General features: G+C 71.5%; 23 protein-coding genes and 1 pseudogene. 16 read left to right on the plus strand and 8 right to left on the minus strand.

Annotated elements, in window-relative coordinates; genetic code table 11:
• Position 1 precedes the first annotated feature (1 nt).
• Positions 2-745, plus strand: coding sequence for a hypothetical protein (locus tag AB0J80_RS18670; RefSeq protein ID WP_364706126.1), 744 nt, complete (start codon positions 2-4; stop codon positions 743-745).
• Between the two features lie 113 nt (positions 746-858).
• A pseudogene (locus AB0J80_RS18675) lies at positions 859-975 on the plus strand (DUF1768 domain-containing protein); the annotation flags it as partial.
• A gap of 58 nt (positions 976-1,033) precedes the next feature.
• On the opposite strand, the gene AB0J80_RS18680 reads toward AB0J80_RS18675, so the two are convergent.
• The gene (locus tag AB0J80_RS18680) at positions 1,034-1,834 is read right to left on the minus strand and encodes an ATP-binding protein (RefSeq protein WP_364706129.1); all 801 of its coding nucleotides are present in this window, start codon (positions 1,832-1,834) and stop codon (positions 1,034-1,036) included.
• A 142-nt stretch (positions 1,835-1,976) separates the two neighbouring features.
• Here AB0J80_RS18680 and AB0J80_RS18685 point away from each other — a divergent pair, with 142 nt between their 5' ends.
• A complete protein-coding gene (locus tag AB0J80_RS18685) occupies positions 1,977-2,447 on the plus strand; it encodes an NUDIX domain-containing protein (protein ID WP_364706131.1) in 471 nt (156 codons plus the stop codon).
• On the opposite strand, the gene AB0J80_RS18690 is transcribed toward AB0J80_RS18685, so the two are convergent.
• Entirely contained in the window at positions 2,437-2,979 is a 543-nt protein-coding gene (locus AB0J80_RS18690) for a GNAT family N-acetyltransferase (protein ID WP_364706134.1), read from the minus strand. The genes AB0J80_RS18685 and AB0J80_RS18690 overlap by 11 nt on opposite strands.
• A 112-nt stretch (positions 2,980-3,091) precedes the next feature.
• On the opposite strand from AB0J80_RS18690, the gene AB0J80_RS18695 reads away from it, so the two are divergent.
• Entirely contained in the window at positions 3,092-4,561 is a 1,470-nt protein-coding gene (locus AB0J80_RS18695; RefSeq protein WP_364706137.1) for a beta-N-acetylhexosaminidase, read from the plus strand.
• Here AB0J80_RS18695 and AB0J80_RS18700 read toward each other — a convergent pair.
• Positions 4,558-5,766 carry a cytochrome P450 gene (locus tag AB0J80_RS18700; protein ID WP_364706140.1) on the minus strand — a complete coding sequence of 403 codons (1,209 nt, stop codon included), beginning with the start codon at positions 5,764-5,766 and terminating at the stop codon, positions 4,558-4,560. The two genes, AB0J80_RS18695 and AB0J80_RS18700, sit on opposite strands and share 4 nt — an antisense overlap.
• Positions 5,767-5,943: 177 nt before the next feature.
• Here AB0J80_RS18700 and AB0J80_RS18705 point away from each other — a divergent pair, with 177 nt between their 5' ends.
• The 6 genes from AB0J80_RS18705 to AB0J80_RS18730 all read left to right on the plus strand — a co-directional run bounded on the left by AB0J80_RS18705 (position 5,944) and on the right by AB0J80_RS18730 (position 13,941).
• The gene (locus AB0J80_RS18705) at positions 5,944-7,779 is read left to right on the plus strand and encodes a M48 family metallopeptidase (protein WP_364706143.1); all 1,836 of its coding nucleotides are present in this window, start codon (positions 5,944-5,946) and stop codon (positions 7,777-7,779) included.
• 199 nt (positions 7,780-7,978) lie between these two features.
• Entirely contained in the window at positions 7,979-8,455 is a 477-nt protein-coding gene (locus AB0J80_RS18710) for a hypothetical protein (protein ID WP_364706144.1), read from the plus strand.
• 32 nt (positions 8,456-8,487) lie between these two features.
• A complete protein-coding gene (locus AB0J80_RS18715) occupies positions 8,488-9,657 on the plus strand; it encodes a calcium-binding protein (RefSeq protein ID WP_364706147.1) in 1,170 nt (389 codons plus the stop codon).
• A gap of 287 nt (positions 9,658-9,944) precedes the next feature.
• Positions 9,945-10,109, plus strand: a complete 165-nt coding sequence (locus AB0J80_RS18720; protein WP_364706149.1) for a hypothetical protein — start codon at positions 9,945-9,947, stop codon at positions 10,107-10,109.
• 108 nt (positions 10,110-10,217) lie between these two features.
• The gene (locus AB0J80_RS18725) at positions 10,218-13,568 is read left to right on the plus strand and encodes an RHS repeat-associated core domain-containing protein (protein WP_364706152.1); all 3,351 of its coding nucleotides are present in this window, start codon (positions 10,218-10,220) and stop codon (positions 13,566-13,568) included.
• 13 nt (positions 13,569-13,581) lie between these two features.
• Complete coding sequence (locus tag AB0J80_RS18730) at positions 13,582-13,941, plus strand: hypothetical protein (protein WP_364706154.1); 360 nt, start codon at positions 13,582-13,584, stop codon at positions 13,939-13,941.
• Between the two features lie 455 nt (positions 13,942-14,396).
• Here the strand turns inward: AB0J80_RS18730 and AB0J80_RS18735 are convergent, their stop codons facing one another.
• Genes AB0J80_RS18735 through AB0J80_RS18750 form a run of 4 tightly spaced genes read right to left on the minus strand, consistent with a single transcriptional unit; the run spans position 14,397 to position 17,549 of the window.
• Positions 14,397-14,813, minus strand: a complete 417-nt coding sequence (locus AB0J80_RS18735; protein ID WP_364706157.1) for a nitroreductase family deazaflavin-dependent oxidoreductase — start codon at positions 14,811-14,813, stop codon at positions 14,397-14,399.
• Positions 14,810-15,808 carry a YafY family protein gene (locus AB0J80_RS18740; protein ID WP_364706160.1) on the minus strand — a complete coding sequence of 333 codons (999 nt, stop codon included), beginning with the start codon at positions 15,806-15,808 and terminating at the stop codon, positions 14,810-14,812. The genes AB0J80_RS18735 and AB0J80_RS18740 overlap by 4 nt, the downstream gene beginning before the upstream one ends.
• 29 nt (positions 15,809-15,837) lie before the next feature.
• On the minus strand, positions 15,838-16,893 hold the full coding sequence (locus AB0J80_RS18745) for a hypothetical protein (protein WP_364706162.1): 1,056 nt from the start codon (positions 16,891-16,893) through the stop codon (positions 15,838-15,840).
• An 11-nt stretch (positions 16,894-16,904) separates the two neighbouring features.
• Complete coding sequence (locus tag AB0J80_RS18750) at positions 16,905-17,549, minus strand: hypothetical protein (RefSeq protein ID WP_364706165.1); 645 nt, start codon at positions 17,547-17,549, stop codon at positions 16,905-16,907.
• Between the two features lie 208 nt (positions 17,550-17,757).
• On the opposite strand from AB0J80_RS18750, the gene AB0J80_RS18755 reads away from it, so the two are divergent.
• From AB0J80_RS18755 to AB0J80_RS18770, 4 genes are read left to right on the plus strand one after another with little or no spacing between them, the layout of a single operon-like run.
• Positions 17,758-20,631, plus strand: a complete 2,874-nt coding sequence (locus tag AB0J80_RS18755) for a nitrate- and nitrite sensing domain-containing protein (protein ID WP_364706168.1) — start codon at positions 17,758-17,760, stop codon at positions 20,629-20,631.
• Complete coding sequence (locus AB0J80_RS18760) at positions 20,632-21,048, plus strand: roadblock/LC7 domain-containing protein (RefSeq protein ID WP_364706170.1); 417 nt, start codon at positions 20,632-20,634, stop codon at positions 21,046-21,048.
• Positions 21,038-21,424, plus strand: coding sequence for a DUF742 domain-containing protein (locus AB0J80_RS18765; RefSeq protein WP_364706173.1), 387 nt, complete (start codon positions 21,038-21,040; stop codon positions 21,422-21,424). Before AB0J80_RS18760 ends, AB0J80_RS18765 begins: the two co-directional genes overlap by 11 nt.
• Positions 21,405-22,001: an ATP/GTP-binding protein gene (locus AB0J80_RS18770; protein ID WP_364706174.1), complete on the plus strand. Its 597-nt coding sequence runs from the start codon at positions 21,405-21,407 to the stop codon at positions 21,999-22,001. Before AB0J80_RS18765 ends, AB0J80_RS18770 begins: the two co-directional genes overlap by 20 nt.
• On the opposite strand, the gene AB0J80_RS18775 is transcribed toward AB0J80_RS18770, so the two are convergent.
• Positions 21,998-23,581, minus strand: coding sequence for a BTAD domain-containing putative transcriptional regulator (locus tag AB0J80_RS18775; RefSeq protein ID WP_364706176.1), 1,584 nt, complete (start codon positions 23,579-23,581; stop codon positions 21,998-22,000). The genes AB0J80_RS18770 and AB0J80_RS18775 overlap by 4 nt on opposite strands.
• Positions 23,582-24,077: 496 nt before the next feature.
• Between AB0J80_RS18775 and AB0J80_RS18780 the strand changes: the two genes are divergently transcribed.
• Positions 24,078-24,479, plus strand: coding sequence for a hypothetical protein (locus AB0J80_RS18780; protein WP_364706177.1), 402 nt, complete (start codon positions 24,078-24,080; stop codon positions 24,477-24,479).
• 69 nt (positions 24,480-24,548) lie between these two features.
• On the plus strand, positions 24,549-25,622 hold the full coding sequence (locus tag AB0J80_RS18785) for a lactonase family protein (RefSeq protein ID WP_364706179.1): 1,074 nt from the start codon (positions 24,549-24,551) through the stop codon (positions 25,620-25,622).
• Positions 25,623-25,828: the final 206 nt, after the last annotated feature.

The following is a 25,828-nucleotide window of genomic DNA, read 5'->3' on the forward strand; positions in this document are numbered from 1 at the left end:
CATGGTCGATCTCGTCGGTACATCGATGTCGGCGCTCGCTCTCGCCATCCCGGCCGTCACGGAAAGGACGGGTCGTGAGGTCATAGTTGTGGGTGGGCTGGCAGTCGTCTGCCGGTTGACGCGACCGTACCGAGCCACGAGTGACCTGGACACGGTGAACCGACGGCACGAGGGTGAGATCGCACAACTGGAATTGCTGATCAGCAGCGGCGCCCAGCGGAGCGGCGTGTCGGGTGCCCTCGTACCTACTCCCGCAGGGCCCGTGCAGGTCGACGTCCTCGAGGTGGCGGACGCAGATCTCGCTCCGTTGCCGGACGATCCGACAGACCGCCTGCATGTGCTGTCTCATGCATGGGCCGCGGAAAGCGCGACGCCGGTGATGATACGGGCCACCGGTACTGCGGATCTGACAGTCGCCGTAGCGGAGCCAGGACCCATCATCGCCATGAAGCTGCAGTCGGTAATGAATCGGGGTTCGCAGAAGGAGGGGACAGACCTTCTGGACATCATTCGTCTCTGTCTCGATCCCGCCGCTGGCCCGGTTCTCCGTACCCAGCTGGCTGACGCCGATGCTCAGATACGTGACGACGCCGCACGCCATGCCCAGCTCTGGTTCGGCGATCGCGCGGAGCGCTCCCTCCGTCAACTTCGCAGCATTCCTGAGGGTCGGGAGACGGAATTGGACGATCTTCATCTCGTCAACGAGCTCCTCCAAGCTGCGCTGTCTGGGTCCAAGCGCGGCTGAGCCGGTCAACCTATCGGCGAAGGGGTGTCGGAGTCCTGACGGATACTGCCGGCGTGCACGACTCGCCTCGCACCGTGGATGACCTGGTCACGCTGGAGCGCTCCGACGGGCCGGTTGGGGGGATCCGGCTGGCCGCAACCCATGAGCGGGCCGCCGACCCGGCCCGGTGGCGGGGGCTCAACCTGCTGGGTTTCGCGCTGTTGGAGGCCCGGCAACGGCTCGCCGCTTGATCCGCCGCGGTCGCTGAGGGCGGGCGGCGGAACCGGCTCGCCGCCTGAACTGCCGCGGTCACCAGGGGCGGGGGCGTCCCGCGCGGTCGCGGACCGTCGCCCAGACCACCTTGCCGCCGGCGGTCGGCATCGCGCCCCAGGCGGTCGAGTCGGCGTGGACCACTCGCAGGCCGCGGCCGCGTTCGTCGAGGGGGTGGCCGGTGCGGACCGGTGGGAGGTCCAGGATCCGGGGCAGCATCGGGTCGCGGTCGCGGACGGCGAGGTGCAAAGCGGCGCCGCGCCGGGAGACGGCGACGTCGATCTGGGTGCGGGCGTGTTCCACCGCGTTGGTGACCAGTTCCGAGATGACCGCCCGGGCCGGGTGCAGCAGCGCGGGCAGCTTCCAGTCCTGGCAGACGCGGCCGACCAGGTCGCGGGCCCGGCTCGGGGACAGCGAGGCCGGCGGCAGCGACATGCGGATGACCTCGTGCGCCCGGTGCTCGGCCAGGGCCGCGCGGGCCTCGGCGGCGGTCGCGTGGATGGCCGGCGCGCCGGCTCGGTCGAGGTGGGCGGCCAGGGATGCTCCGGGCGGCAGGCACAGCGCGAGGCCCGCGGCGGGGGTGGCGGCCGCCGTTGCCCGGGCGGCGCCCAGCCAGGTCGGGACGCTGGCCGCGGCGGGGTCCTCGATCGCGGTCAGGTCGACGACGATGCCGGCCGGGCTCTCCGCGAGGCACATGCGCAGCGTCCGGGAGGCGGCGCTGTGCAGCGCGGGCTGCCAGGTGCCGCGGACGGTCATGTCGATGACCGCGCCGTCCGCGTCCGCGGTGACCCTGAAGTGCTCGTCGCCCGGATCGAACAGGTACGGGGGTTTCTCACGCATGCCACGGCCCTTTCGCCGCTGGGTACTCGGAGTCTTGGGTGCGGGTCGCCGGCAGTCAACGGGAGCGTCACCCGTACGGGATCGCCCGTTCAGGGGTATTGACGAGCATCGTGCCTCTGCCGGCGGCCCTAGGGTGCCCGGTATGCCGATATCGCCGTACCTGAAGAGCCTGCGGGACGTCGTCGGGCCGCGCCTGCTGCTCCTGCCGGGGGTCACCGCCGTGGTGTTCGACGACGCGGGCCGGATCCTGCTCGGTCAGCGCAGCGACGACCGGTCCTGGTCGCTGATCGCGGGCGTCATGGACCCGGGGGAGCAGCCGGCCGAGACGGTGGTGCGGGAGGTCTACGAGGAGACGGCCGTCCACGTCGTGCCGGAGCGGGTCACGAGCGTGCTGACGCAGCCGCCCAACACCTACCCCAACGGCGACCGCACCGAGTACGTCGACATCGCCTTCCGGTGCCGGGCGGTCGGCGGGCGGGCACGGGTCAACGACGACGAGTCGCTGGCGGTCGGCTGGTTCGACCCGGCCGGCCTGCCGCCGCTGGCCGAGCTGACCCGCCGGCGCATCGAGTGCGCGCTGCGGCCCGGCGAGGCCGCCTGGTTCAGCGCGTGACCTCCAGCCGGCGCGCGCGTACGTGGTCGTCGTGCCAGACGTCGCCCACCAGGAACTTCTTCGTGCCGATGATCTCGAAGCCGTGCTTGGCGTAGAACTTGGCGGCGCGGACGTTGAGCTGGTTGACGCCGAGCCAGCAGGTTTTCGCGCCGGTCTGCGCGGCCGCCGCGAGCGTCTCGGTCATCAGCGACGCGGCGGTGCCGGACCCGTGGCTGTCGGCCGCGACGTAGAACTTGCTCAGCTCGATGCTGTCCGGGCCCACCGTCGCGGCCAGCTCCGGGTCCTGGATCGGCCCGCCGACCAGCATCGCGTAGCCGACCGGCTTGCCGTCCTCGGCCTCGGTCAGCAGCAGGATGCGGTCGGGGTCGGCGAGGTACTGCTCGAAACTCGACTGCGACAGGTGCTGCGAGATGAAAGCGTCGATGTCGGTCTGGAGCGTGCCGGGCGGGGTGGCCAGTCCGAACGTGCGGGCCGCGAGGTCGTGCAGCGCGGGCGCGTCCGCCGGGGTGGCGCGCCGGGGAGAGATCGCCATGTCGCCACGATATCGGCGACGTGACGCGCTTCATCGGGTTGGTCGGAAACTGGAAATAACGTTTAGAGTTTCCGGCGGGCCGAGCCACGGCCTCTACGAGAAGGGCGTAGTGGTGACGAGAGGACTGGGCGATGTGATTCCCGCGCCGGCCGAGGTGCGGCCCGACGCGGCCGCACGTTTCACGATCGACGACGGTACGGGCATCAGCGCGGCACCCGGCACGGAGCAGGTCGCGGCGTACCTGGCCGACAGCCTGCGGCCGGCGACGGGCTTCGGGCTGCCGGTGAGCGACGGGCCGGGCGGGATCGGGCTGCGGCTCGATCAGGCGCTGGGCGACGAGGAGTACCGGCTCGAGATCACCTCGGCGGACGTGACGCTGACCGGCGGCGCTCCGGCCGGGCTGTTCCACGGGGTGCAGACGCTGCGCCAGCTGCTGCCCGCGGAGATCTTCGCGACCACACTGCGGCAGGTCGCCTGGACGCTGCCCGGCGGCACCATCGCCGACCGGCCGCGCTTCGGCTACCGCGGCGCGATGCTGGACGTGGCCCGCCACTTCTTCACCGTCGACGAGGTGAAGTCGTACGTCGACTCCCTGGTGCTCTTCAAGATCAACCACCTGCACCTGCACCTCACCGACGACCAGGGCTGGCGCCTCGAGATCGACAGCTGGCCCAAGCTCACCGCGATCAGCGGCGGCGACGGCACCGGCGTCGGCGGCACCGGGCCGGGCTACTACACCAAGGCCGACTACGCCGAGATCGTCGCGTACGCGGCCGAGCGCTTCGTGACCGTCGTCCCGGAGATCGACATGCCGGGGCACGTGAACGCGGCCCAGGTGGCGTACCCGGAACTGACCGCCGACGGGGTCGCCCCGCCGCAGCGCACCGACGTGGAGGTGGGCTACAGCTCGCTCGTCGCCGGCAAGGAGGAGACGTACGCGTTCGTCGGCGACGTCCTGCGCGAGGTGGCCGCCCTGACCCCCGGCCCGTACCTGCACATCGGCGGCGACGAGGCCCAGGCCACCACCGCCGAGGACTACCGCGCCTTCATCGAGCGGGTGCTGCCCCTGGTCGTCGCGCTGGGCAAGCGCCCGGTCGGCTGGCACGAGATGGCCGCGGTGGACCTGCCCGCCTCGGCGGTGCCGCAGTTCTGGCGCATCGAGGCCGCCGACGAGGGCACCGCCCGCGCCGCCGCCCACGGCAGCAAGGTGCTCATGTCTCCCGCCGACCGCACCTACCTCGACATGAAGTACACCGCCGACAGCCCGCTCGGGCTGGACTGGGCGGGCACGGTCGGCGTCGAGAAGGCGTACGGCTGGGACCCGGCGGAGCGGCTCCCCGGCGTCGGCGAGGACTCCCTGCTCGGCGTCGAGGCGCCGCTGTGGTCCGAGACCCTGCGCAACCTGGCCGACGTGCAGACAATGACGTTCCCGCGCCTCCCGGCGATCGCCGAGATCGGCTGGTCGCCGCGCGACGTGCGGGACTGGGAGTCGTTCCGCCGCCGGCTGGCCGCCTTCGCCCCGCGGTGGCGGCACCAGGGCGTCGCCTTCCACCCGGCGCCCGAGATCCCCTGGATGGACTAGGGCACGACCAGCTGGAACCCGCTCGTCACCCGAGCCGGGACCCGGCTCAGACCGATCGAGAGATCCTGCGGGGGCACGTAGTAGTCCAGCCGCGCCAGCCGCTGCACCAGCGTGCCCAGCACCGCCACCGTGATCTTCTCGCCGGGGCAGCGGTGACCCGTCCGCGGGTCGCCGCCGCCCTGGGGGATCAGCTCGAACTCCCCGATCGACCGGCCCACGAACCGCTCCGGCCGGAACTCGTACGGCCGCGCCCACAGCGCCCGATCGTGGTTCTGCCCGTACACGTCGAGCAGCACCAACGTGCCGCGCGGCACCTCCTCACCCCGGAACGTCAGGTCCCGGGCAGCCCGCCCACCGAGGAACGGCGCGAACGGGTAGAACCGGCGAACCTCGTGCACGAAGGCGGCGGTGAACTCGTCGTCACCCGCACGCAGCGCCGCCCGCAACCGAGGCTGCCGGTCCAGCGCGTGCGCCGCGTACGCGACGAACCACGCCACGGCCGTCGTAGGCCGGATGATGTTGAGCATCTCGACCGCGGCGGTACGTGCATCCAGCAGCCCGCCCTCGTCCTCGAAGCGCGCCACGGTCGCCAGCGCAGACTCCGGGGCCGCTTCGACCTGCTCAGCGCGTACCCCCGAAATCAGGCCGGCCAGCCACCGCTCCCGCCGCCGCCGGGCCGCCAGGGCCCGCCAATGCCGCGGTCCGGCCGTCGCGAACCCGTCCACCAGCGCGATCATGTCGGCCGCCAGGCCGTCCACCGCACCCTCGGCCAGCGGTACGCCGGTCCAGCGCGTCACCCCCCGCGCGATCGCCCGCGCCGACTCGTCGAAGAGGGTGACGGGCGGCCCGCCCCGCCACGACTCGGCGGCCCGGTCGAACGCCTCCCCGGTCAGCTTGGCGACCTCGCCGATCCCGTCACCGAGCAGCAACGCCACGAACAACGCCTTCCGCGCCCGATGCGCCTCACCATCAAGGGTGTGCACGGCCCCCTTCCCGAACAGCGAACTGACGACCGGATGCGGCAGCGCAGTGTGCCGCTCGAGATTGCCGTCGGCGTAGAAGAACGCCGCCGCGTCGGTCCCGCAGATGCCGAGGGCGGGCTGCCCCATGACACGCAGGCGTACGGGCCCACCACCGGCCTCGCGGCGCAGGTCCGGCAGCCAGGCATACCCCTTGATCGCGAGAGCGAGAGTCTGATCGATCATGCGCCCCTGCATCCCCGGCGGGCGCGGCCCGAAACTGTCCGACCGGCCCCCAGCTAAAACCAGGCTTAAATCTCCGGTGGCAGTGGACGGGAGTTTTCGCACGTCAGAGGCATGGTCCGGGCCGAACCGCCGGACCGCGGCGGCCGGGAGGGTCCGTGGCGGCCCTAGGCTTGCCGGGTGCAGAGAAGGGTGTGGGGCTCGGTTGCCGCGCTGGCCGGGTTCCTGGCGGTCGCGGCGTTGCAGCTCGCGGTCGTCGTCGTGCCGGTGATGCTGGTGCTGTCGATGCTGCCGGGTGGCGCCGCGCTGCGGATCGGGTTGCCGGTGTGCATCGCCACGGTCGGGGTCATGGGGTACGCGACCCGGCGCGCGCTGCACACGCGTCGCCCGGAGCCGGTCGGGATTCCGGTCGGTCGGGAGGACGCCCCCGGGCTGTGGGCGCTGGTCGACGGGGCTGCCGCGGCCGCGGGTACGCGGGCTCCGGACCGGCTGACGATCGTCGCGGACGTGGCTGCCAAGGTCATCGAGCGCACCCGGCTGCTGGGGCTCGCGGGCGGGCGCCGGGACCTCTACCTGGGGCTGCCGCTGTTGCAGGCGTGGGACACCGCGCCGCTGAGGGCCGTCGTCGCGCACGAGCTCGGTCATTACTCGCCGGCATCGGGGCGGCTCGCGCCGGTGGCGTACCGGGGGCGGGTCGCGGTGGGGCGGATCGTGCCGCGCATCCCTCGGCGCAATCCGGCGGGGCCGTTGCTGCGGGCGTACGCCCGGTTCTACCGCCGTGTCGATGCGCCGTTCAGCACCGCGCAGGAGCTGCAGGCGGACCGGATCGCGGCCGCGTACGCGGGACCTGCCGCCGCGGCCGCCGTGTTGCGGGACCTGCCCGCCCTGGACGGGCTGATGCGGATCTTCCACGCCGAGTATCTCGGGCCCGGGTGGCAGGCGGGTCACGTGCCGGACGACATCTTCGGGGGCTTCCTGCGGGCGCTGGCGGCCCGGGCCGAGGATGTGGCCATGCTGCGGGCGCGGGAGCCGGCGCCGCCGTCTACCTGGGACACGCATCCGCCGCGCGAGGAACGCCTGGCCGCCATCGCCGCTGTCGAAGGAGCGGCGGAGGAGCCCATGCCGGCAGAGGCTGAGCTGGTGCCCGACCTCCCGGGCCTCGGCCGCGCTCTGCAGGCGGTGGCCTTCCCGCCGCAGGGGCGGACCGCGGTCGGCTGGGACGAGTTCTTCGGTGCCGCCCGCACCGTGGAGGTCGAGCGCGAGGCCGGCGCGGCCCTGACCACCCTGAGCCGGGTCGCCGGCAGCCCGGTCGTCACGACGGCGGACGTTCTCGACCTGGCCGGCGACGGGCGGCTGCGCAAGCTCGCCGAGTCGGTCTTCCCCGGCCTGCCGGCCGACGAGACCGCGCTGAAGGTGGCCGAGCTGGTGACCCTGCTGCTCGCGCTCGCCGCCCTGCGCAGCGGTGCGGCCCGCTGGCGGCACAGCTGGATGGGTACGGCGGAGCTGGTCGCCCCGGACGGCGCGCACCTGGATCTCGGGGGTCTCGCCGCGCTGGCCGTCGACCCGGCGACCGTGGCGACGGCCCGGGAGCGGCTGGCCGAGCTGGGCGTCGACGTCTCGGCCGGGCCCGCGGAGGAGGCCGGCCTGCCCCGCGCCGAGGTGGTCGGCGGGGTCGTGAACCTCGTGGTCGACGGGGCGCGGACGGACGTGCTCATCGTCGACACCGGGCTGTTCCTGGTGCCGGGGCTGCCGCGGTCGCAGAACGGCTCCGCGAAGCGGCGGCTGGCCGAGTTCGCCGCCGCCGACGGGCCGCGCCGGGAGGTCATCGCGCCGGAGTCGCGGTTCGTCGCGTACGCGGACGTGGCCGGCGCCACGCAGGTCAAGCGGCGGAGCTGGGACCTGCAGCTGCGCGAGGGCGGGACCCTGAGCGTGCGGGGTGCGCTGGACTCCGACGAGCTGCCGGGCGGGTGGGGTGCCCTCGACGACGCCGTGGCGTTTCTGTCCCGTACCCGATAGTCATCCTGACCGGATGAACCGATTCGCCCCCGGGATCGTGTTCTCTAGTGGATGGTCGCATGTCCGACGAAGCGGTAGCCGGACCGGCACGGGTTGTCACACTGAAGATCGGGCGTCATTCGCTTAGCGTTCGCCGAAATGGGTAGAGAAAGGCAACGCGAAGCGAGGATGATCGCCATGACAGGGGGGAGGGGCGCTCATGGAACGGGGACCTATGGCGCTCTTCGGGGCCATCGTGGCGGTGGGCCTCGGACCGGCGATGTGGCTGGGCGCGCAGTTCGGTGATGCGACACTGACGCCGCAGCGGCCGCCCGCGGTGACCGTGCAGCACAACGACGCGACGGAGCCCAAGGGCGGAACCGGCGCGGGCGACGCGCCCGCCGACGAGACCCAGATCATCCGCACCGAGCCCAAGGCCGACACCAAGCCGCTGCGCAGCCGCCCGAAGCCGGCCCCGTCGGCGTCCTCGGCATCGCCCGAGCCGTCCGAGTCCGAGCCGAGCGACCCGCCGACCGAGTCGACGCCGCCCGCGGACGACGAGACGGACGAGCCCACCACACCGCCGACGGAGTCGACCACCGAGCCGACCACCCCGGCGACGGGTGACGACCAGGACGACCCGCCGCCGCCGGACCCGGCATCCACCGACTCGGAGACGAAGACCGAGCTCGCTTAGGCCGACTTTCGAAGATCTTCTATGCTGCGTCGGTGCGCAAAGTCTGGTCGGCCCTTCTTCTGTCGGCTGTCATCACCGTTGCTGCCACGGCCGTTGCCGGCCCGGCTGCGGCGTCGAGCTACGGATGGGTGACCGCGGGCGCCACCACGGTCACGTTCTCGGCCGACACCAAGGTCAAGAACAAGGTCGTGATCACGCGTTCCGGGCGGACCGTCACGATCGACGATCGGGTGGCTGTCAAGCCCGGCAGGAACTGCAAGCAGGTGAAGGGTGACAAGACCCGGGTCCGCTGCAAGACCACGAGGACACCTGCCAGGGTGACCGTCTGGCTCTACGACCGGGACGACTCGGTGGTCAACAACAGCGACCTCACGATCACCGCCTACGGCGGCGCGGGCAACGACAAGCTCGTGGGCGGCCCGAAGGCCGATGCGCTGCACGGCGAGGACCCCTGCGACGGGGCGACCGGCAACGACAAGATCTACGGCAAGGGCGGCGACGACCTCATCTACGCCGGCGACGGGTCCGACTACGTCTCCGCGGGTGACGGCGACGACCGGGTCCTCGGCGACAGCGACTGCCTCACCGCGCCCCATCGCCCCGGCAACGACGTCATCCACGGTGGCAACGGCGTCGACGACATCTTCGGCGACAACGGCAACGACAAGCTGTACGGCGGCGACGGCAACGACTTCCTCACCGGCTGGGGCGGCGCGGACCGTATCGAGGGCGGCGCCGGGAACGACCAGCTGCGCGGCGACCCCGACGACCGCAAGGTCTCCGCCGACGTGCTGCTCGGTGGCACCGGCCGGGACCAGGTCAGTTACCAGCGCTACAAGAAGCCCGTCACCATCTCTCTGAACGGCGTGTCCCGCGACGACGGTGTGGCCGGTGAGCACGACACCGTCGGCGCCGACGTCGAGCTCCTCGAAGGCGGCTCGGGCAGCGACCGCCTCGTCGGCAACGCGGCGGCCAATGTCATCGACGGCTTCGGCGGCAACGACACCATTCTCGGTGGCGGCGGCAACGACGACTTGCGCGGCAACAACGGCAACGACAAGCTCTACGGCGAGAAGGGCGACGACGTTCTGTCCGCCTACGACGGTGTCGGTTTCCTCGACGGCGGCGACAACAACGACGTGTGCAGCGGCCGTTGGGACACCGTCACCCTGATCTCCTGCGAGACGTTCCAGCCCTGGTGACGCTTCGCGGATAGCGCCGCTCGCAGCCCTCGCGTTCCGCGGTCCCTGCACGCAGGATTCGAGATCTATGAATGCGTCAGACATTAGTCTCGATGTGACGCAGGCCATGGTTTAATGTGGAAAGATCGACGTTCGGTTACCGGATGACCTCATTTCCCATGTCTTATCGGTATTCGTCCTCACCGCTTGTTAGTCTCCTTGACTGTTGCTTGTGGACGGACATACATTCATCGTCATCAAACGGGGAGAGCAATACGGGGGCACGTCATGGTTGCCGCGGTTCTGTCATGAGCTCGATCGCCGCTAGGGCGGTGGTTGTCATCTCGCTCGTCGCGGTTCTGAGCTGGGCGGTTCGGTCCTTGGCCCGCGCCTGGCGTCTGGTCGACCACATGCTCGATGACGCGCCGCCACCGGTCCGGGCGGACAAAGAGATGGCGGACTCCACGAACTGACTCGCCATTACTGCGGAACTGCGCCGCCGGCGCGATCCGCAGGCTGCCTTCTTCCTGTCTGAGGTGCCGGTGAAGACCGTCTTCACCGGTCGACGGTAAGGAGTTCGGATGGCACGCATTCGCGCTGCACTGGGAATGGCGATGTCGTTGGCGGCATCGTCGTCCCTGGTGGCGATCTCCACCGGTTCGGCGTCGGCCGAACCGCCCGCACCGCAGATCGAGCCCGTGGTGTCGCCGCAATCAAGCGACAAGGTGTGGCTCTACACAGGTTCTGCCAAGGCGCCGGCGCGCGCGGACAGGGCGGTCGCCGCGGGGGTGACCGACCCGCCGTCCGTGCCGAAAGGCACGGGACCTGTGCGCAACGCGACGCAGTTGTCGTTCTCGCTGACCGACCGCCTGCAGATGAAGGTGAATGTCGGCTCCGGAAACCTGCTGCTGACCAGCACGGAGATGACGCTGCCCGGGATCGCCGGCAACGTGACCCTGGGTGCGTCGTTCAACAGCAGGTTCCTCGGTGCCGACCTGCCCCAAGGCTCGCTCGGGCCAGGCTGGCGCAGCCGCAGCGGCGCCGACGTGCGCCTCTACGAGGCCTCCAGCGACGACTCGGTGACGTACGTGGCGGCCGACGGTGTGGTCGGCAAGTTCACCGTCTCCGGTTCCGGTTACAAGTCGCCGGGGCAGTTCAAGGCCACGCTCAAGCACAACGGCTCCGGCTGGAAACTGACCGAGCACGGCAGCGGCAAGGAGTTGTTCTTCACCTCCGACGGCGTGCTGGACAAGACCGAGGACCGCAACGGCAACGTCACCGACTACGCCTACAACGGCTCGCAGTGGTCCAGTGTCACCTCCGACAAGGGCGTCGGCTCCGGCAAGACCGTGGCCGTGTCGTACACCGACGGGAAGATCAGCAAGTACCGGCAGACCGGCTCGGACGGCAGCTGGCGCGAGGCGTCGTACGCCTACGACAGCGCGGGCCGGTTGCAGACGATCCAGAGCGCCACCCCGCGCAAGGTCATGTTCGACTACGACGCCGCCGGTGACCTCACGAAGATCACCACCAAGCCGGACACCTACGTGATCATCACCTACGACGGTCAGCACCGGGTCACCTCGGTCAACCAGGTCACCGAATTCGCCACCGGCAAGGGCTCCGTCACCCGCCTGGCCTATACCAGCTCGACGCAGACCGACGTGGCGGACCCGCGCCAGGATTTGTCGAAGCCGGTGACCGACGTGCCCCACACCAGCTACACCCTCGACGACGAGGAACGCGTCACCAAGGCCGTCGACCCGGCGGGCAACGAGCGCAGCGACAAGTACACCCCGTTCGGTGACGTCGCCTCCTCGCAGTCACCCGAGGGCGGCACCATCACCAACTCGTACGGGGCGAACGCGGGCGAGTCGATGACCAAGTCCGCCTCGCCGACCGGCGCGAGCGCATCCGCCGCATACGCGAATCCGGCCACTGAGACCAACCCGACGGCCAACTTCCAACCCTCGTCGTCCATCGACACCCAGGGAAACAGCTCCAGCTACACCTACAACGGTGCCGGCAACCGCACCTCCACGAAGGACGCCCTCGCGGCCGAGGCGAAGGTCGACTACAACGACGACGGCACCCTCAAGAAGTCCACCGACCCGGGCAACGACGACAACAGCACCACCTACGAGTATGACGATCACAAGCAGCTCAAGAAGGTGACCGCCCCGACCGGCAACAACCTCGCGGTCAAGACCTTCACCTACGACTCGTTCGGCCGGCTCAAGACGGTCACCAACGGCGCCTGCACCACCACGTACGACTACAGTGCCGAGGACCGGCTGATGAACGTCGCCTACTCCGGCTCCGGCTGCCCCTCCACCACGCCGGTCGCCTTCGACTACGGCCTGACCGGCAACCTGATCACCCGTACGGATGCCACCGGCACCACCACCTACCAGTACGACCAGCTGAACCGGCTGCGGATCCGCACCGCGCCGAACACGCCGGTGCAGACCTACAAGCCCGACCCGGCCGGCAACCTCGAGTACCTCATCGACGGACGCGGCACGACCCGCTACTACTACAACACCCGCAACTGGCTGGTCCGCCTCGACACCGCCGGCGGCACCCGCTACAACTTCGCCTACGACAAGAACGGCAACCGCACCGACCAGTGGTTCGCCACCGACAACGAGAACACCACGTGGGCCCTGCACACCGAAACCAGCTACGACAAGTCCGACCGGCCCGAGCGCATCACCGCCACCCGCAACTCCGCTGCCCCGGCCAAGGTCTTCGACACCACCTACTGCTACGCCGAGTACACCTCCGGCCAGCCGTGCTCCACCGACAAGGACGACGACACCGGCCTGCGGCAGTGGCAGAAGAACGAGATCACCGGCGCGGTCAGCGAGTTCAGCCACGACAAGGGCAACCGCCTCACCAAGGCCACCAACTGGTACGGCAAGACCTACGAGTACGACTACGACACCAACGGCAACCGCAAGAGCGTCAAGGTCGACGGCAACACCACCCAGAGCCTGAACTTCAACTCCGCCAACCAGATCACCAGCACCGACAACAACTACGACAACCGCGGCAACCAGACGAAGGCCAGCGCCCCGCTGATCGGCACTCTGTCCTACAACGCCGCCAACCAGATGACCTCCGCCTACGGCCCCGGCGGGGCAGCCGACTACACCTACGCCGGCACCGACCAGGTCGAAGCCACCCGCGCCGGCGCGATCAAGCTCGACTACGGCATGGAAGACCAGCACGGCATGCCCTGGATCCAGTCCTGGACCAACGGCACCAGCCCGACGGTCTACGTCGAACGCGACGGCCTCGGCACCCCGCTCGGCCTGCGGATCGGCACCACCGACTACGCCTACGTCCTCGACGGCCTCGGTTCGGTCGCCGCCATCATGGGTAGCAACAACACCGTGGCCGCCGCCTACCAGTACGACCCCTACGGCGTCGTCCAAGCCGCCAGCCAGGAGAACGGCCTCGGACAGACCAACATCATCCGCTACGCCGGCGGCACCTACGACCCCGCCACCCGGCTCACCAAGTACGGACAACGCTGGTACAACCCGAACCAGGGCCGCTTCACCCAACAAGACAACCTCAGCTTCATCGGCAACCCGCGAAACGGCAACCGCTACGGCTACGCCGGTGCAAATCCGGTGAACAACATCGACCCGACAGGGCAGATGTCAGACGACGAGGCCAACGACGCCTTCGGTCTCATCGCTGGCGCCGGTGTCGCTCTCGCCGTCGGTTATGTCGCCGCCACGCTGGGCGCCGGCATCTTGGTAGCTGGTGCCATCGGTGGTTGCGCCGGGGGCATGGCGGGCTCGTACGTCTCGCAACACCGTGACGTGAGCGGCGGCGGGCTGGCGCTCAATTGTTTCGCGGGCGGGGTGATGGGCCTCGCCGGAGGTGTGTTCGTCAAGGGCGCCCGCTCGGCCCTTTAGGAGGAGACAGTCCATGCGTTTGGCGACGGCGTTCCTGATCACGGGATGGTTCGCTGCAATGGTCTTCATCGGATGGTTCACGTATGCCTCCATCGGGTGGCCCATTGTGGTTGTCCTCGCCGCTGTTACCGTGCTGCTTGCTGTAGCAGCGCATCGGAAGAACAACGGTTGGCATGTGCGACTCTCCCCAGAACGCGCAACGACGCTGATCCACGTGGGTCTGTTGGTGGTTGTGCTGATCGCGCTCGGAGCCGCAATCGCCGCGACCCACGAGGTGACGGCCGCACCCCAAGTGCTCGGCTTCCTGTCGGCCATGTCCGTCTGCTTGATCGGCGCAGGGCTCGCGGGCCGGAGGGCCCAGTCGGGTAAGTAAGGTGCAGCGCCGATCAGCGGCCTGAACGGCGGCCTCTTCCGCACCGTCGGAAGGGGCCGCTGCCGTCGGCCGACCAGGTCGGAGCGACCCGCGCCGGAGAGATCACGCTCGACCAGGGCATGCAGGAGCAGCACACACCATCGACCCGGCCGGCACGTGTTCGACAAGTTCGAACGTCGGCAGACTGACCAGCATCGTCAGCGGAGGCATGACCGCTGCCGGGACCTGGGCCGTCGCCGGACCGACCACCGTGCCGTTCACGGCTGGAGCGCTTCTGCTCGGCGCCGGAGCAGTCGACGGCGTCGTCGCTCGCGGCTTCCGCCTCGCCGTATATCGGCACCGACCACGTTGGCTGCCCACCGCTGAGGGGTGCGGCCACCTGGGCGTGCCCATCACCGAGATCCGTCAAGGAGGGACGGTCATGCAGCAACAGAAGCCGGCGTCGCGCACAAAGCTCAGTCGGCTCGCAAGGCGACGATCGGGATGCGCCGGGCGCCGGCCTTGTCCTGGTGGTCGGCGAAGAACGGGAACTGCCGCACGATCCGCTCCCACGTCCGCTCGTGATCCTCGCCGCTCAGCGGGGTCGCCCGGGCGGGGAACGTACGCCCCGGCAGCTCCACCGTCACGGACGGGTCCGCCAGCAGGTTGCGGTACCACTGTGGGTGGTCCGCCGCGCCGGCGTTGGAGGCGATCACCAGCAACCGGCCCTCGTCCTCGACGTACATCATCGGGCTGGTGCGTTGTTGGCCGCTCCTGCGTCCGCGGGTCGTGAGCAGCAGCAGCGGGCGGCCCTGCATCGACGCGCCGTCGTCCGCGCGGAACTGGGCGATCAGCTGCCGGTTGTGGGCGAGCAGGTCCTCGGGCATCGTCATGCCGACGATCCTGCCTCGCGGACGTCGGCATATGTCGCCGCCAGGCCGCGGGCGGTCGCCGCGAAGCACGCCCGCAGCTCCGGCGGGGCCAGGACCTCAGCGTCCGCGCCGAGTTTCAGCAGTTCGATGTGGCCGTGCCGGACGGATTCGATGGGCACCTGCGTGGTCAGCCAGCCGTCGGCGTCCGGCTCCGAGGCGTTCGCCCGGGCCATCCGCGCCATCTCGGGCGGGAAGACGAATGCCATCCGGTCGAGGGCTTCCGCCTTCATCCGTACGGTCGCAGCACCCGTGTAGACGCTGCGCTCGTACCGTTCGGTCCACTCCTGCCAGAAGGCAGCCAGGTCGAACTGCGGGGGCCGGACCACCGGCTCCTCGCGCACCGCGGCCTCGAGGATGTTGACGACTCGGTACGCCGTGACCCGTTCGCCGGACGACGCCACCAGATACCAGCGGCCGGCCTTGAGCACCACACCCAGCGGCGACAGCGTGCGGCTGACCTCGCGCGGGGCCTTCCAGCGCCGGTAGCGGACCTCGAGCTGCCGTTCCCGCCAGACCGCGTCCGCCACGGTCGCCAGGTGCGGGGTGGGCTCGTCCGCGCGGAACCAGCCGGGGGCGTCCAGGTGGAAGCGTTCGCGTACCCGATCCGCCCGGTCGGCCAGCTCACCCGGCAGCGAGGCCCGCAGCTTGAGCTCCGCGGCGGCCAGCACCGACCCGAGGCCGAGCTCGGCGGCGGGCCCCGGCACCCCGGCCAGGAACAGCGAACCGGCTTCCTCGCGGGTGAGCCCGGTGAGCCGGGTGCGGTAGCCGTCGAGGAGCTGGTAGCCGCCGGCCGGTCCGCGGTCGGCGTAGACCGGCACGCCGGCCGCGCCCAGCGACTCGACGTCGCGGTAGATCGTGCGGACGGAGACCTCGAGCTCGTCGGCGAGCTCCTGCGCGGTCATCCGGCCACGGGTCTGCAACAGAAGCAGCAGGGAGACCAGGCGGGCGGCGCGCACCCGCCCAGTCTCCCAGGGCCGCGGGTTGGTCAGAGACCGAGAATGCGGTTCAGGATGTCGCGGTAGCCGCGGAGCTGGACCCGCAGCGTCTCGGTGTCGTCGCTCTCGCCGCCGAGGCCGTCCTTGCGCGACCTCAGGCCGGCGGCGAGCTTCTCCACGGCCTCGTCGACCAGCGCGGCGGCCTCGGTGGTGGCCTCCTTCGGGCTGTCGACGAAGCGGAGCTGGACGTCGCGCCACCGCTCCTGGAGAGCTTGCGCGTCGGCGGCGGCGAAGAAGGTGTCGGGCTCGTTCGCGGCGGCGGGGGCGGGCGCGGCGGCCACGGGGGCGGCCTCGGCCGGGGTCTCGTCGGCTTCGGCGTGCCTCCCCTCGGAGGCGGCGAGCGGCTCCTCGGTCACCGGGTCGACGGCCTTCGGGTCCTCGAAGCCGCCCTCGTCCTTGAGCGCGGCGTCGTCCTTGAGCGTGGCGTCATCCCTGTGCGTCGCCTCGTTATCGAGTGCAGTGTCGTCCCGGTGCGCGTCGTCGGCCCGCGTCGCTGCCGCGTCCTTGACCTGCGGGTCGTCGAACGTGCCGCGGTCGTCGAGGGCCACGTCGACCACGTCCTCCGAGGAGCGGTCGCCCGCGGCGCCGCGGTCATCGGCCACTCCGTCACGGGGCACGCCGCCCGCGGCGCCCCGGTCGTCTGCCACTCTGTCGCCGTATACGGCGCCCCGGTCGTCGGCCACTCCGTCGCCGGGGGCGACGCTGCGGTCGTCGGCCACTCCGGAGGCCGCGTCGGTGGTGCGGTCCGTGGCGTCCCACCGGTCGTTGATCGGGTTCGCCGTCGCGGACGCCGCGACCGCGCCGCCCACCGTCGCCGCGCCGAACGCCGTCGGCTGCGGGCTCGGCTCGTGGAACTGGGTGCGGTCCGGGTCGTCGTCGGGGTTCTGCGGCGCGTTGTCGCGGGCCTCCTCGCCCGGGGCGTCCGACCAGGGGGACTGGGGGCGCTGACCGGGCACGGCCACCGGCTCGGACTGCACCCGTTCCGGGCGGTCGCCGGTCGCCGGGTCGTCGGTGGACTCGCGGGCGTCGTTGGAGAAGAAGCGCATCGTCGGACTCCTCAGCGGCTCGTGGCGTCGGGACGGGAGCCCGCGACGTCGCTGTCGTGGTCATTGATCTTCTGCGACGGAAGCTTCGGCTCGCTATTCGGGGCCGTGGCTCCCTCCGACCGGACCGGGTTCTCACCGAGCAGGTCGGCGAAGAGCGCGCGGTAATGCACGAGCGCCTGCCGGAGGTCCTCGGTGTCGGCCTCGCCGTTGCGGCTGCGCTCGCTGATCGCGTGCGCGTCGCGGTAGTGCTCCAGGGTCCGCGCGTGCTCGACGGACAGGGTGGCGAGCTGCTCGTCGTAGTCGCCGGTCGGGTAGCCGCGCTCGGCGATCAGGCGGGTCACCAGCTCGTCGGCGGTCGCCACGGCCTGCTCCGGGGCGTCCACGAACTGGATCTGCACCTCTTCCCAGGCCACGGAGTAGCGGGCCTTGTTCTCCGCCGAGAGCGGCCTGAGCTCCAGCTCGGCGTGCCGCTTCTGGCGTTCCTCCAGCTCCCGCTCGCCCGCGGTGCGGCTGTCCGCGTCAGCGACGACGCGGTCGTACTCGGGTCCGAAGGTCTTCTGCAACTTCCTGCGGCGGCTGGCACGGACGCCGAATGCGATCGCGGCGAGCACCAGCAGCACGACGACGATGAGAATGATCACGACTGTGGGGGACATCGGGCCGCCTCCTTCTTCACCCGCTGGTATTCCCACCCAACCAGGGTCGTCAATCCTGTGCGAGCGATCCGGCACGGCGCGGAACTGGCTCGGATCGCGCCGGTTCCGTATTCTGCCCAGGGCGTACGCAGCTCATCGATGGTCGTTGACACGTCAACCATCGCCGGAGCCGCGGGCGTCGTCCCGCACATCCCTCGGGCGGAGTCTGATGAGAACCCGCAATTGGTCGATCCGTTCGAAGATCATCGCGCTGGTGGCGGTTCCGCTCACCGCCCTGCTGGCGCTCTGGGTCTTCGCGACGGCAATCACCGCCGGCCCGGCGGTCAACCTGCTGTCGGCGCAGACGCTGCTCGACACGGTCGGCACCCCGGGCGAGGTTCTCATGGGCGAGATCCAGCGCGAGCGGCGGCTCTCGGTCGTCTTCCTCGCCGACCCCAAGGGCTCACCGGCCGACCTCACGGCCCAGCGCGCGGCCACCGACCGCGCGGCGGCCGACTTCCGGCGTACTGCCGGCAGCGAGCAGGCCCGCCGCGCGGCCGGGGACACGCTGGAGTCCCGCATCCGGCAGATCTTCACGGACCTCGACGGCCTCGGCGCCGCCCGCGGCTACATCGACCGCCGCGAGGTCGACCTGGTCGGTGCCCAGAATCTCTACAACGGCATCGTGGACAGCGGCTTCCAGATGTTCGCCGCGACCGCCACGTTCGGCGACGAGCAGGTGGACCGGGAGATCCGGGCCCTCATCACGCTGGGCCGCGGTCAGGAGTACCTGAGCCGGGTCGACTCCCTGCTCGCCGCCACGCACGCGGCCGGGCAGTTCAGCGCCGACACCCGGACCGAGGTGCTGCAGGCCATCGGCACGTCCCGGTTCCTGCTGGCCCAGGGCGTCAACGACCTGCCGGAACGCGACCGCGGGGCGTACCAGCGGCTCAGCAACGGCACCGCCTTCGGCCGGCTGCGCGAGCTGCAGGACCTCATCGTCGCCGACAGCCGGGCGGGCGCGCCGTCCCCGGTCGGCGCCGACGCGTGGCAGCCGGCGTACGACACGACGGCCCAGCAGCTGCGCGCGTTCGAGATCAACGCCACCGACTCGCTGGCCGACGACGCGAAGCCCGTCGCGGTGAACGTGCTGGCCCGGCTGGGCGTGGCCGGCCTGCTGGGGCTCGCCGCCCTCGTCGTCTCGGTCTTCGTCTCCGTGCGCGTCGGGCGCTCGATCGTCGGCCGCCTCATCCGGCTGCGCCGCGAGGCCCTCGAGATGGCGGGGGAGCGGCTGCCCACGGTGGTCCGGCGGCTGCAGCGCGGCGAGCCCGTCGACGTCGACGCCGAGACGCCACCCCTGGAGTACGGCCGGGACGAGATCGGCCAGCTGGGCCGCGCCTTCAACGAGGTGCAGCGCACCGCGGTGCAGTCGGCGGTCGAGGAGGCCGACGTCCGCCGCGGCATCAACGAGGTCTTCCTCAACATCGCCCGGCGCAGTCAGACGCTGCTGCACCGCCAGCTCGCGCTGCTGGACAAGATGGAACGCCGGGAGACCGAGCCGCAGGAGCTCGAGGACCTGTACCGGGTCGACCACCTCGCCACCCGCATGCGCCGGCACGCCGAGGACCTGGTCATCCTGGCCGGTGCGGCGCCCGGCCGCGGCTGGCGCAACCCGGTGTCGCTGATCGACGTGGTCCGTGGCGCGATCAGCGAGGTGGAGGACTACAAGCGGGTCGACATCGTCTCCGTGGAGTCCTCCGCGGTGCTCGGCCGGGCCGTCGGGGACGTCATCCACCTGCTGGCCGAGCTGCTGGAGAACGCCGCCTCGTTCTCACCGCCGCAGACCCGGGTCCAGGTGGTCGGCCAGGTGCTTCCCAACGGGTACGCCGTGGAGATCGAGGACCGCGGGCTGGGCATGTCCGCCGACGCGCTCGCCGAGGCGAACCGCAAGCTGGTCGAGCCGCCGGACTTCGACCCGGCGGACAGCGCCCGGCTCGGCCTGTTCGTGGTGGCGCGGCTCGCCGCCCGGCAGGGCATCAAGGTCTCGCTGCGGCCCAGCGCCTACGGGGGCGTGACCGCGGTCGTGCTCATCCCCGGCGAGCTGATCACCGCCGCGCCGCCGGGCCCGGGGGCCCCGGCATTGCCCGCGGCCCCGGAGCAGGCAGCCGGCTCGTGGGAGCATCCGGCGGAGGTTCTCGAGGGTACGGTCACAGCCGCCACCGACGAGGCGCTGGACGCCGACCGTCCGGTGACCGGGCCGACCCCGAGCGCGGTCGTCGGGGAACTGAGCGCCGACGGCCTGGTCCAGCGGCGCCGCACGGTGCCGCGCCGCCGCCACGGGGGACCGGCCGGGCCGCCGGCCCAGCTTCCGCCGAACCTCACCTCGCCGACCGGGCTGACCGGCGCGAGCGACATCACCGCGCAGATCCCGCTGGTGACCGGCGACGGCCTCGACGTCGACTGGCCGTCCGGCGGCAACCACCACAATGGCCACGAAACCGGCGCGTCGAGCCTGCTGCACGGCGAGGGACCGGCCCTGCTGCCCGCGCCGGGCGCCCCGGGGCCGGCGCCGCGCATCCCCGCCCAGCGCCGGGCCGCCGAGCCGGTCCCGCCAGAGACCGTCAAGCCCGCCGAGCCGGTCCCGTCGCCGCAGCCCGTCAGGCCCGCCGATCCCGAACCCGAGCGGCCGGCGGCCGGAGCGGTCGAGCCGGCCGACGAGGCTCTGCTGCCTCGCCGGGTCCGGCAGGCCAGCCTGGCGCCTCAGCTCCGCGGTCCGGTCGCCGAGCGTGCGGAAGCCGCCACGGCACGGTCGCCCGAGGAGGTCCGCTCGCTGATGAGCGCGCTGCAGCGGGGCACGACGAGAGGGCGCCGGGAGGCGGCCGCCCTCGCCCGGCGCGCCCCCGGCCCCTCGGCGGAAGCCGGAAAGCGTGACGAAGACCTCGCCGAAACTGACAAACAACGGACGGCGGGGCAGCCGACCTGGTCCGAGGCGGCTACCGTCACCATCCCGGCCGTGCCGAGCTCCGTGGCCGGGCCCGACGGCACCACCGACAGCGCTCCCGACGGGAACCACCAGATCCATCGGCCGGAGAAGGACGCATAAGTGGCACAGACGACGAACCAGAGCGGCAACCTCACCTGGCTCCTCGACGACCTCGTCGAGCGGGTGCCGACGGCGCGGCAGGCGGTCGTGCTCTCCGCCGACGGTCTCCTGCTGGGCGCGTCGGCCGGGATGAGCCGGGAGGACGCCGAGCACCTGTCGGCGATGGCCGCCGGGTTCCAGAGCCTCGCCAAGGGCGCCAGCCGGCACTTCCGCGCGGGGCCCGTGCGCCAGACCGTCGTCGAGATGGAGGACGCGTTCCTCTTCGTCACGGCGGCCGGGCTGGGCGCCTGCCTGGCGGTCGTGGCGGGCAGCGACGCCGACCTCGGGCTCATCGCGTACGAGATGGCGATGATCGTCACCCGGGTCGGCCAGACGATGGACGCGCCGGAGCGGCTTCCCGGGTCCGATGCCCGCTGACCCGAGGCGCGCGCCGCACGACTGGCTGGACCACGACGCGGGTCCGGTCGTCCGCCCGTACGCGATGACGCAGGGCCGGGTGGCGCCGGCCGGCGGCGAGCTCGACCTGGTCGCCTTCGTGGTCGCGACCATGCCGGACGCACCTCCGTCACCCGCGCTGCAACCGGAGCATCATGCGATCGTCGGCGCGGCGTGGGAGCCGACGTCCGTCGTGGAACTAGCCTCCAAACTGGACCTCTCCATCGGGGTCGTCCGGGTTCTGCTGGGTGATCTACGCTCGGCGGGACTCATCTCGCTCTACGAGCCTCCCGCGGCCTCCCAGCCGCATGACGTCGACGTACTCAAGGCGGTTGTCAATGGACTCCGTGCGCTCTGACCGTGACGGCGCGCGTTCGCGCATCCCGGTCGCGCTCAAGATCCTCATCGCCGGCGGCTTCGGTGCGGGCAAGACCACCATGGTCGGCTCGGTCAGCGAGATCCGGCCGCTGCAGACCGAGGAGGTGCTGACCGGTGCCGACGGCGCCGACGACACCGCCGGGGTCGAGGCGAAGCGCACCACCACGGTGACGATGGACTTCGGGCGCATCACGATCACCGAGGACCTGCAGCTCTACCTGTTCGGCACGCCCGGGCAGGACCGCTTCTGGTTCCTCTGGGACGAGCTGTCGCAGGGTGCGCTGGGCGCGGTGGTGCTGGCGGACACCCGGCGCCTCGCCGACTGCTTCCCCTCCATCGACTACTTCGAGCAGCGCGGCACCCCGTTCGTGGTGGCCGTCAACTGCTTCGACGAGCGCCGGTTCGGCGCCGAGGCGGTGAGCCGCGCCCTCGACCTCGACCCGGACGTGCCGGTGGTCGAGTTCGACGCCCGGGAGCCGCTCGCCGCCCGCAACGTCCTCATCGAGCTGGTGGAGTACGTGGCCCGCCGGCAGCTCTCGGCGGCCGGCGCCCGCTAGCGCCACACCCGGGGACCGGCCCAGGGTGCCTGTGCGGGGGTCTGCGCCGGCGGGATGCAGATCAGCCGTGAGCCGATCCGGTGCATCGTGCGAGCCGTCACGAGGCCGCACACGATGAGCTCCTCCGGGTGCGCGTACGGCCGCTCGAAGCGTCCGATCACGATCCGGTGCGCCGCCTCGGGCGTGACCCCGGGCAACCGGGCCAGCTCGTGGCCGGGCGCGTGGTTGAGGTCGACGAGCCCCCCGTCGTCGAACGGCCGGACCAGGTCGGGGCGGCCCACGCCCAGCTGCCGGGCCCGGGCCGGGTCGAACGCGGCGAACTGGCGGGCCTGCTCGCGCAGCGTCCGGCCGCGGGGCGTGTCGCCCGGATGCGCCGCCAGGACGCCGCCGTGCACGGCCGCCGCCACCGCGATCCCCATGAACATGAGGAAGCCGATCCACTCGGCCGTGCTCAGATCCTGGCTCTCCACCGGCGTCGGGTCGATCGCCGCGAACACGCACGCCACCCCGAAGAGAACCGCGTAGGCGCCGGCGACGACGAACTGGCGCCGGTCGCGACGGTGGAACCCCGCGTACACGAAGTAGATCCAGCTGCCGAACGAGCACAGGAGGATCGGCAGCAGTGACGCGACGACCACCTCGCCGATCGGGAACCGCTTCGGCGGCGGGTTCGGCAGGGAAGGCGGCACTGCCCACGGCGGCGGGGGCGGCGGGGTCGCCACCGTGACGTCCGGTGGCACGTACTGCTGGACGAAGGTCGGCGGGGGAGGCGCGGGGACCGGTTCGTCGCCGTCGGCCCACGGGTCGACCGGCTCCGCGTAGAAGGCCTCGCCGCGCAGGATGCGCCGGTGTGTCTCCTGCATCTTCTCGCCGGGCTCGACCCCGAACTCCGCCAGGAAGTACTCCCGCGCGTCGCGGAACGCGGCCAGCGCCTCGGCCTGCCGCCCGCCCTGGTGCAGGGCGATCATCAGCTGCGCCCGCAGGCCCTCGCGGAGGGGGAACTCCTCGACCAGGCGTACGAGATCCGGCATGACGCCCGTGTGGTTGCCCCGGGCCAGCTCGGCCTCCGCCCAGCGTTCCCAGGCGGTGGCCCGGGCCTCGGTCAGCCGGGTGCGGGCGGCGTCGAAGACGGGCCCGGTCAGCCCCGCGAGCGCCTCGCCGCGCCAGAGGCCGAGCGCCTGCCGGAGGGTCTCCGCCGCCTCCGCGTACCGTCCGGCCTTGCGCTGGACCGAGGCGGTCGCCAGCGCGGTCTCGAAGCGCTCGGCGTCGACGGCGCCTGGCTCCGCGCGCAGCACGTAACCAGCGCCGGTGAGGGCCAGCAGCTCTCCCGGCGTCCGGGGCGAGCGGTCGGGCTCCAGCACGCGGCGCAGCCCGGCGACGTACTTCTGGACGACGTTGGCGCCGTTCTCCGGGGGCTCGTCGCCCCAGACGGCGTCGACGATCTGGTGCACGGGGACCGGTCGGCCGGCGGTGAGCAGCAGGACGGCCAGGACCGCGCGCTGCTTCGCCGGGCCGAGGTCGAGCGCCACGCTGGCGCGCAGGGCACGGACGTCGCCGAGGATCTGGAAGGCGTCGACCACGAGATCCCCCTCGCCAGCAGCGCAGATGCGAAACGGCAGCGGAACGGCAGCCGGCAGCAGCATAGCGGCAGCCGTACGGCAGCACTGTCCCCCACATTGCAGTGCATCGACCCCTTCCGACCGAGAGAGACGAAGAGATGAACGCTCGCAAGACGCGACTGGCCGGTGCACTCGCCGCCCTCGGCGTCCTGGCCGCCGGTGGGTGCGGCGTGGCGGACGCCGTGCAGGAAGCCGCCCACCCCACACCTCGTCAGGAGCTTCAGGAGGCGGTGCCGGACGCAGGCACCGGCGCCTTCCACTTCCGCGTCACGGGCGGCACCCAGCCGATGCAGGGTGTGCTCGACGCGGGCCGGAGGAGCTACCGCATCGAGCTCAGCCAGAAGGACCCGGACGCCGGCTTCACCCTGACGATGAAGTTCCTGGTCGTGACCGGAAGTCATGGATCAAAGTCGCTTTCACCGGTACGCGGGGCCTGCCCTCGCTGCCGAAGAAGTGGATGCTGCTCGACCCCGCGAGGATCAAGGACGCCGAGGACGCGCCGCTGGCGTACGACGGCGACACCGATGCCGGCGCGGTGGGTGCGGTGTTCGCCGCCATTGTCGACGTCCAGCGCACCGGCACCGGCACGTACGCCGGCACCGCCGACCTGACCAGGCAGGGCGACGCCGAGATCGTCGACGAGCCGACCTTGAAGACGCTCGGTGAGCGGGCGAAGACCGTGCCCTTCACCGCTACTGTCGACGGCCAGGGCCGCTTGACCAGCGCAGTCGTCAAGATCCCGGCGGCTGAGTATGTCGTGACCCACGACCGGTACGGCGCGACCGAGTCCCTGTCCGAACCCGCGCCGGACGAGCAGCAGAAGGCGACCGAGGACGTCTACGAGATGCTCAACGCCTGACTCGCGGTGGGCCGCGCGGGTCGGACGGGGGTCCGCGCGCCCGCCGTACGGGTGTGGTGGGATCGGGGTATGGGCGCGAACGACGAGTATGTCTTCCTGGGCTGCTACACCGGCGAGACCGGCGGCGAGGGTGAGGGCATCGCGCTGCTGCGGCGCGACGGCGCCACCGGTGCGCTGACCCGCCTCGGTGTGGTCGCGCGGACGCCGTCGCCGTCGTTCCTGGCCCGGCACCCCAGCCTCCCGGTCCTGTACGCGGCCAACGAGCTCGACGCCGGCACGGTCAGCGCGTTCGCGGTCGCCGAGGACGCGTCCCTGTCCCCGCTGGCGGTGCAGCCGACCGGCGGTGCCGCGCCGTGTCATCTCGCGGTGACGGCGGACGGCCGGCACCTGCTGGTCGCCAACTACACGAGCGGGGACGTGGCGGTGCACCCGCTCGACGCCGACGGTGTCCCGGGCCCGCGCTGCGACCTGTTGAACCTCGACGGCAAGGGTCCGGTGGCCGACCGGCAGGAAGGCCCGCACGCGCACATGGTCGCCCCGGACCGCCACGGCTCCGATGTGCTGGTCTGCGACCTCGGCTCGGACCGTGTCTGGCACACCCGGCTCGACCCGGTCTCCGGCCGGCTCACCCTGGTCGGGGCGGCGATCGAGGCGGCGCCCGGGACCGGCCCGCGGCACCTGCTGCGGACGACGGACGGCGCGGTGCTGGTGGTCGGCGAGCTGACCGGCGACCTGAGCTGGTTCCGCCCGGGCGGCAGCGGCGCCCTGGAGCGCGCCGGCGGCCACGTGACCAGCGCCGTGCGGCCCAACCAGCCGTCGGAGGTCGTCACGGGACCGGACGGCCGCTTCGTGTACGTGGCCAACCGCGGCCCCGACACCGTCTCGGTCTTCGCCTGGGAGCCGTCCGGGGGCACCCTCGTGGCCGAGGTGGCCACCGGCGGCGAGTGGCCGCGGCACATCGCCCTGATCGCCGATCACCTGTACGTAGCGAATGAACGTTCACATAACGTCACCGTCTTCCGGCTGGATCCGGACACCGGCATCCCGTGGGCCCAGGGCGACCCGGTGCCGGAGGGCAGCCCGACCTGCGTTCTGCGGTGGACGGCGGCGCAGGCCGGACCGGGCACCGCGGGAGTGTCGTGATCTCTTGCGGAAAAACCGCAAGCCAGGCGCGGTCTTAGACACGCATCGAGACGGCTACGTCACACACGGTCAAATAAGTATGCGGAATTTCCAATCCGAGTAAGTTTCGTCCGAACGTATATGGCATTCGGGTCTCGCGATGCGCAGTATGGAGCGCGTGTCAGGCCGCCATCGCAGAAACTTCAACCTCCGAGGAGCCGGCGTCG

Source organism: Actinoplanes sp. NPDC049548, from assembly GCF_040676695.1.
GTDB lineage: Bacteria > Actinomycetota > Actinomycetes > Mycobacteriales > Micromonosporaceae > Actinoplanes.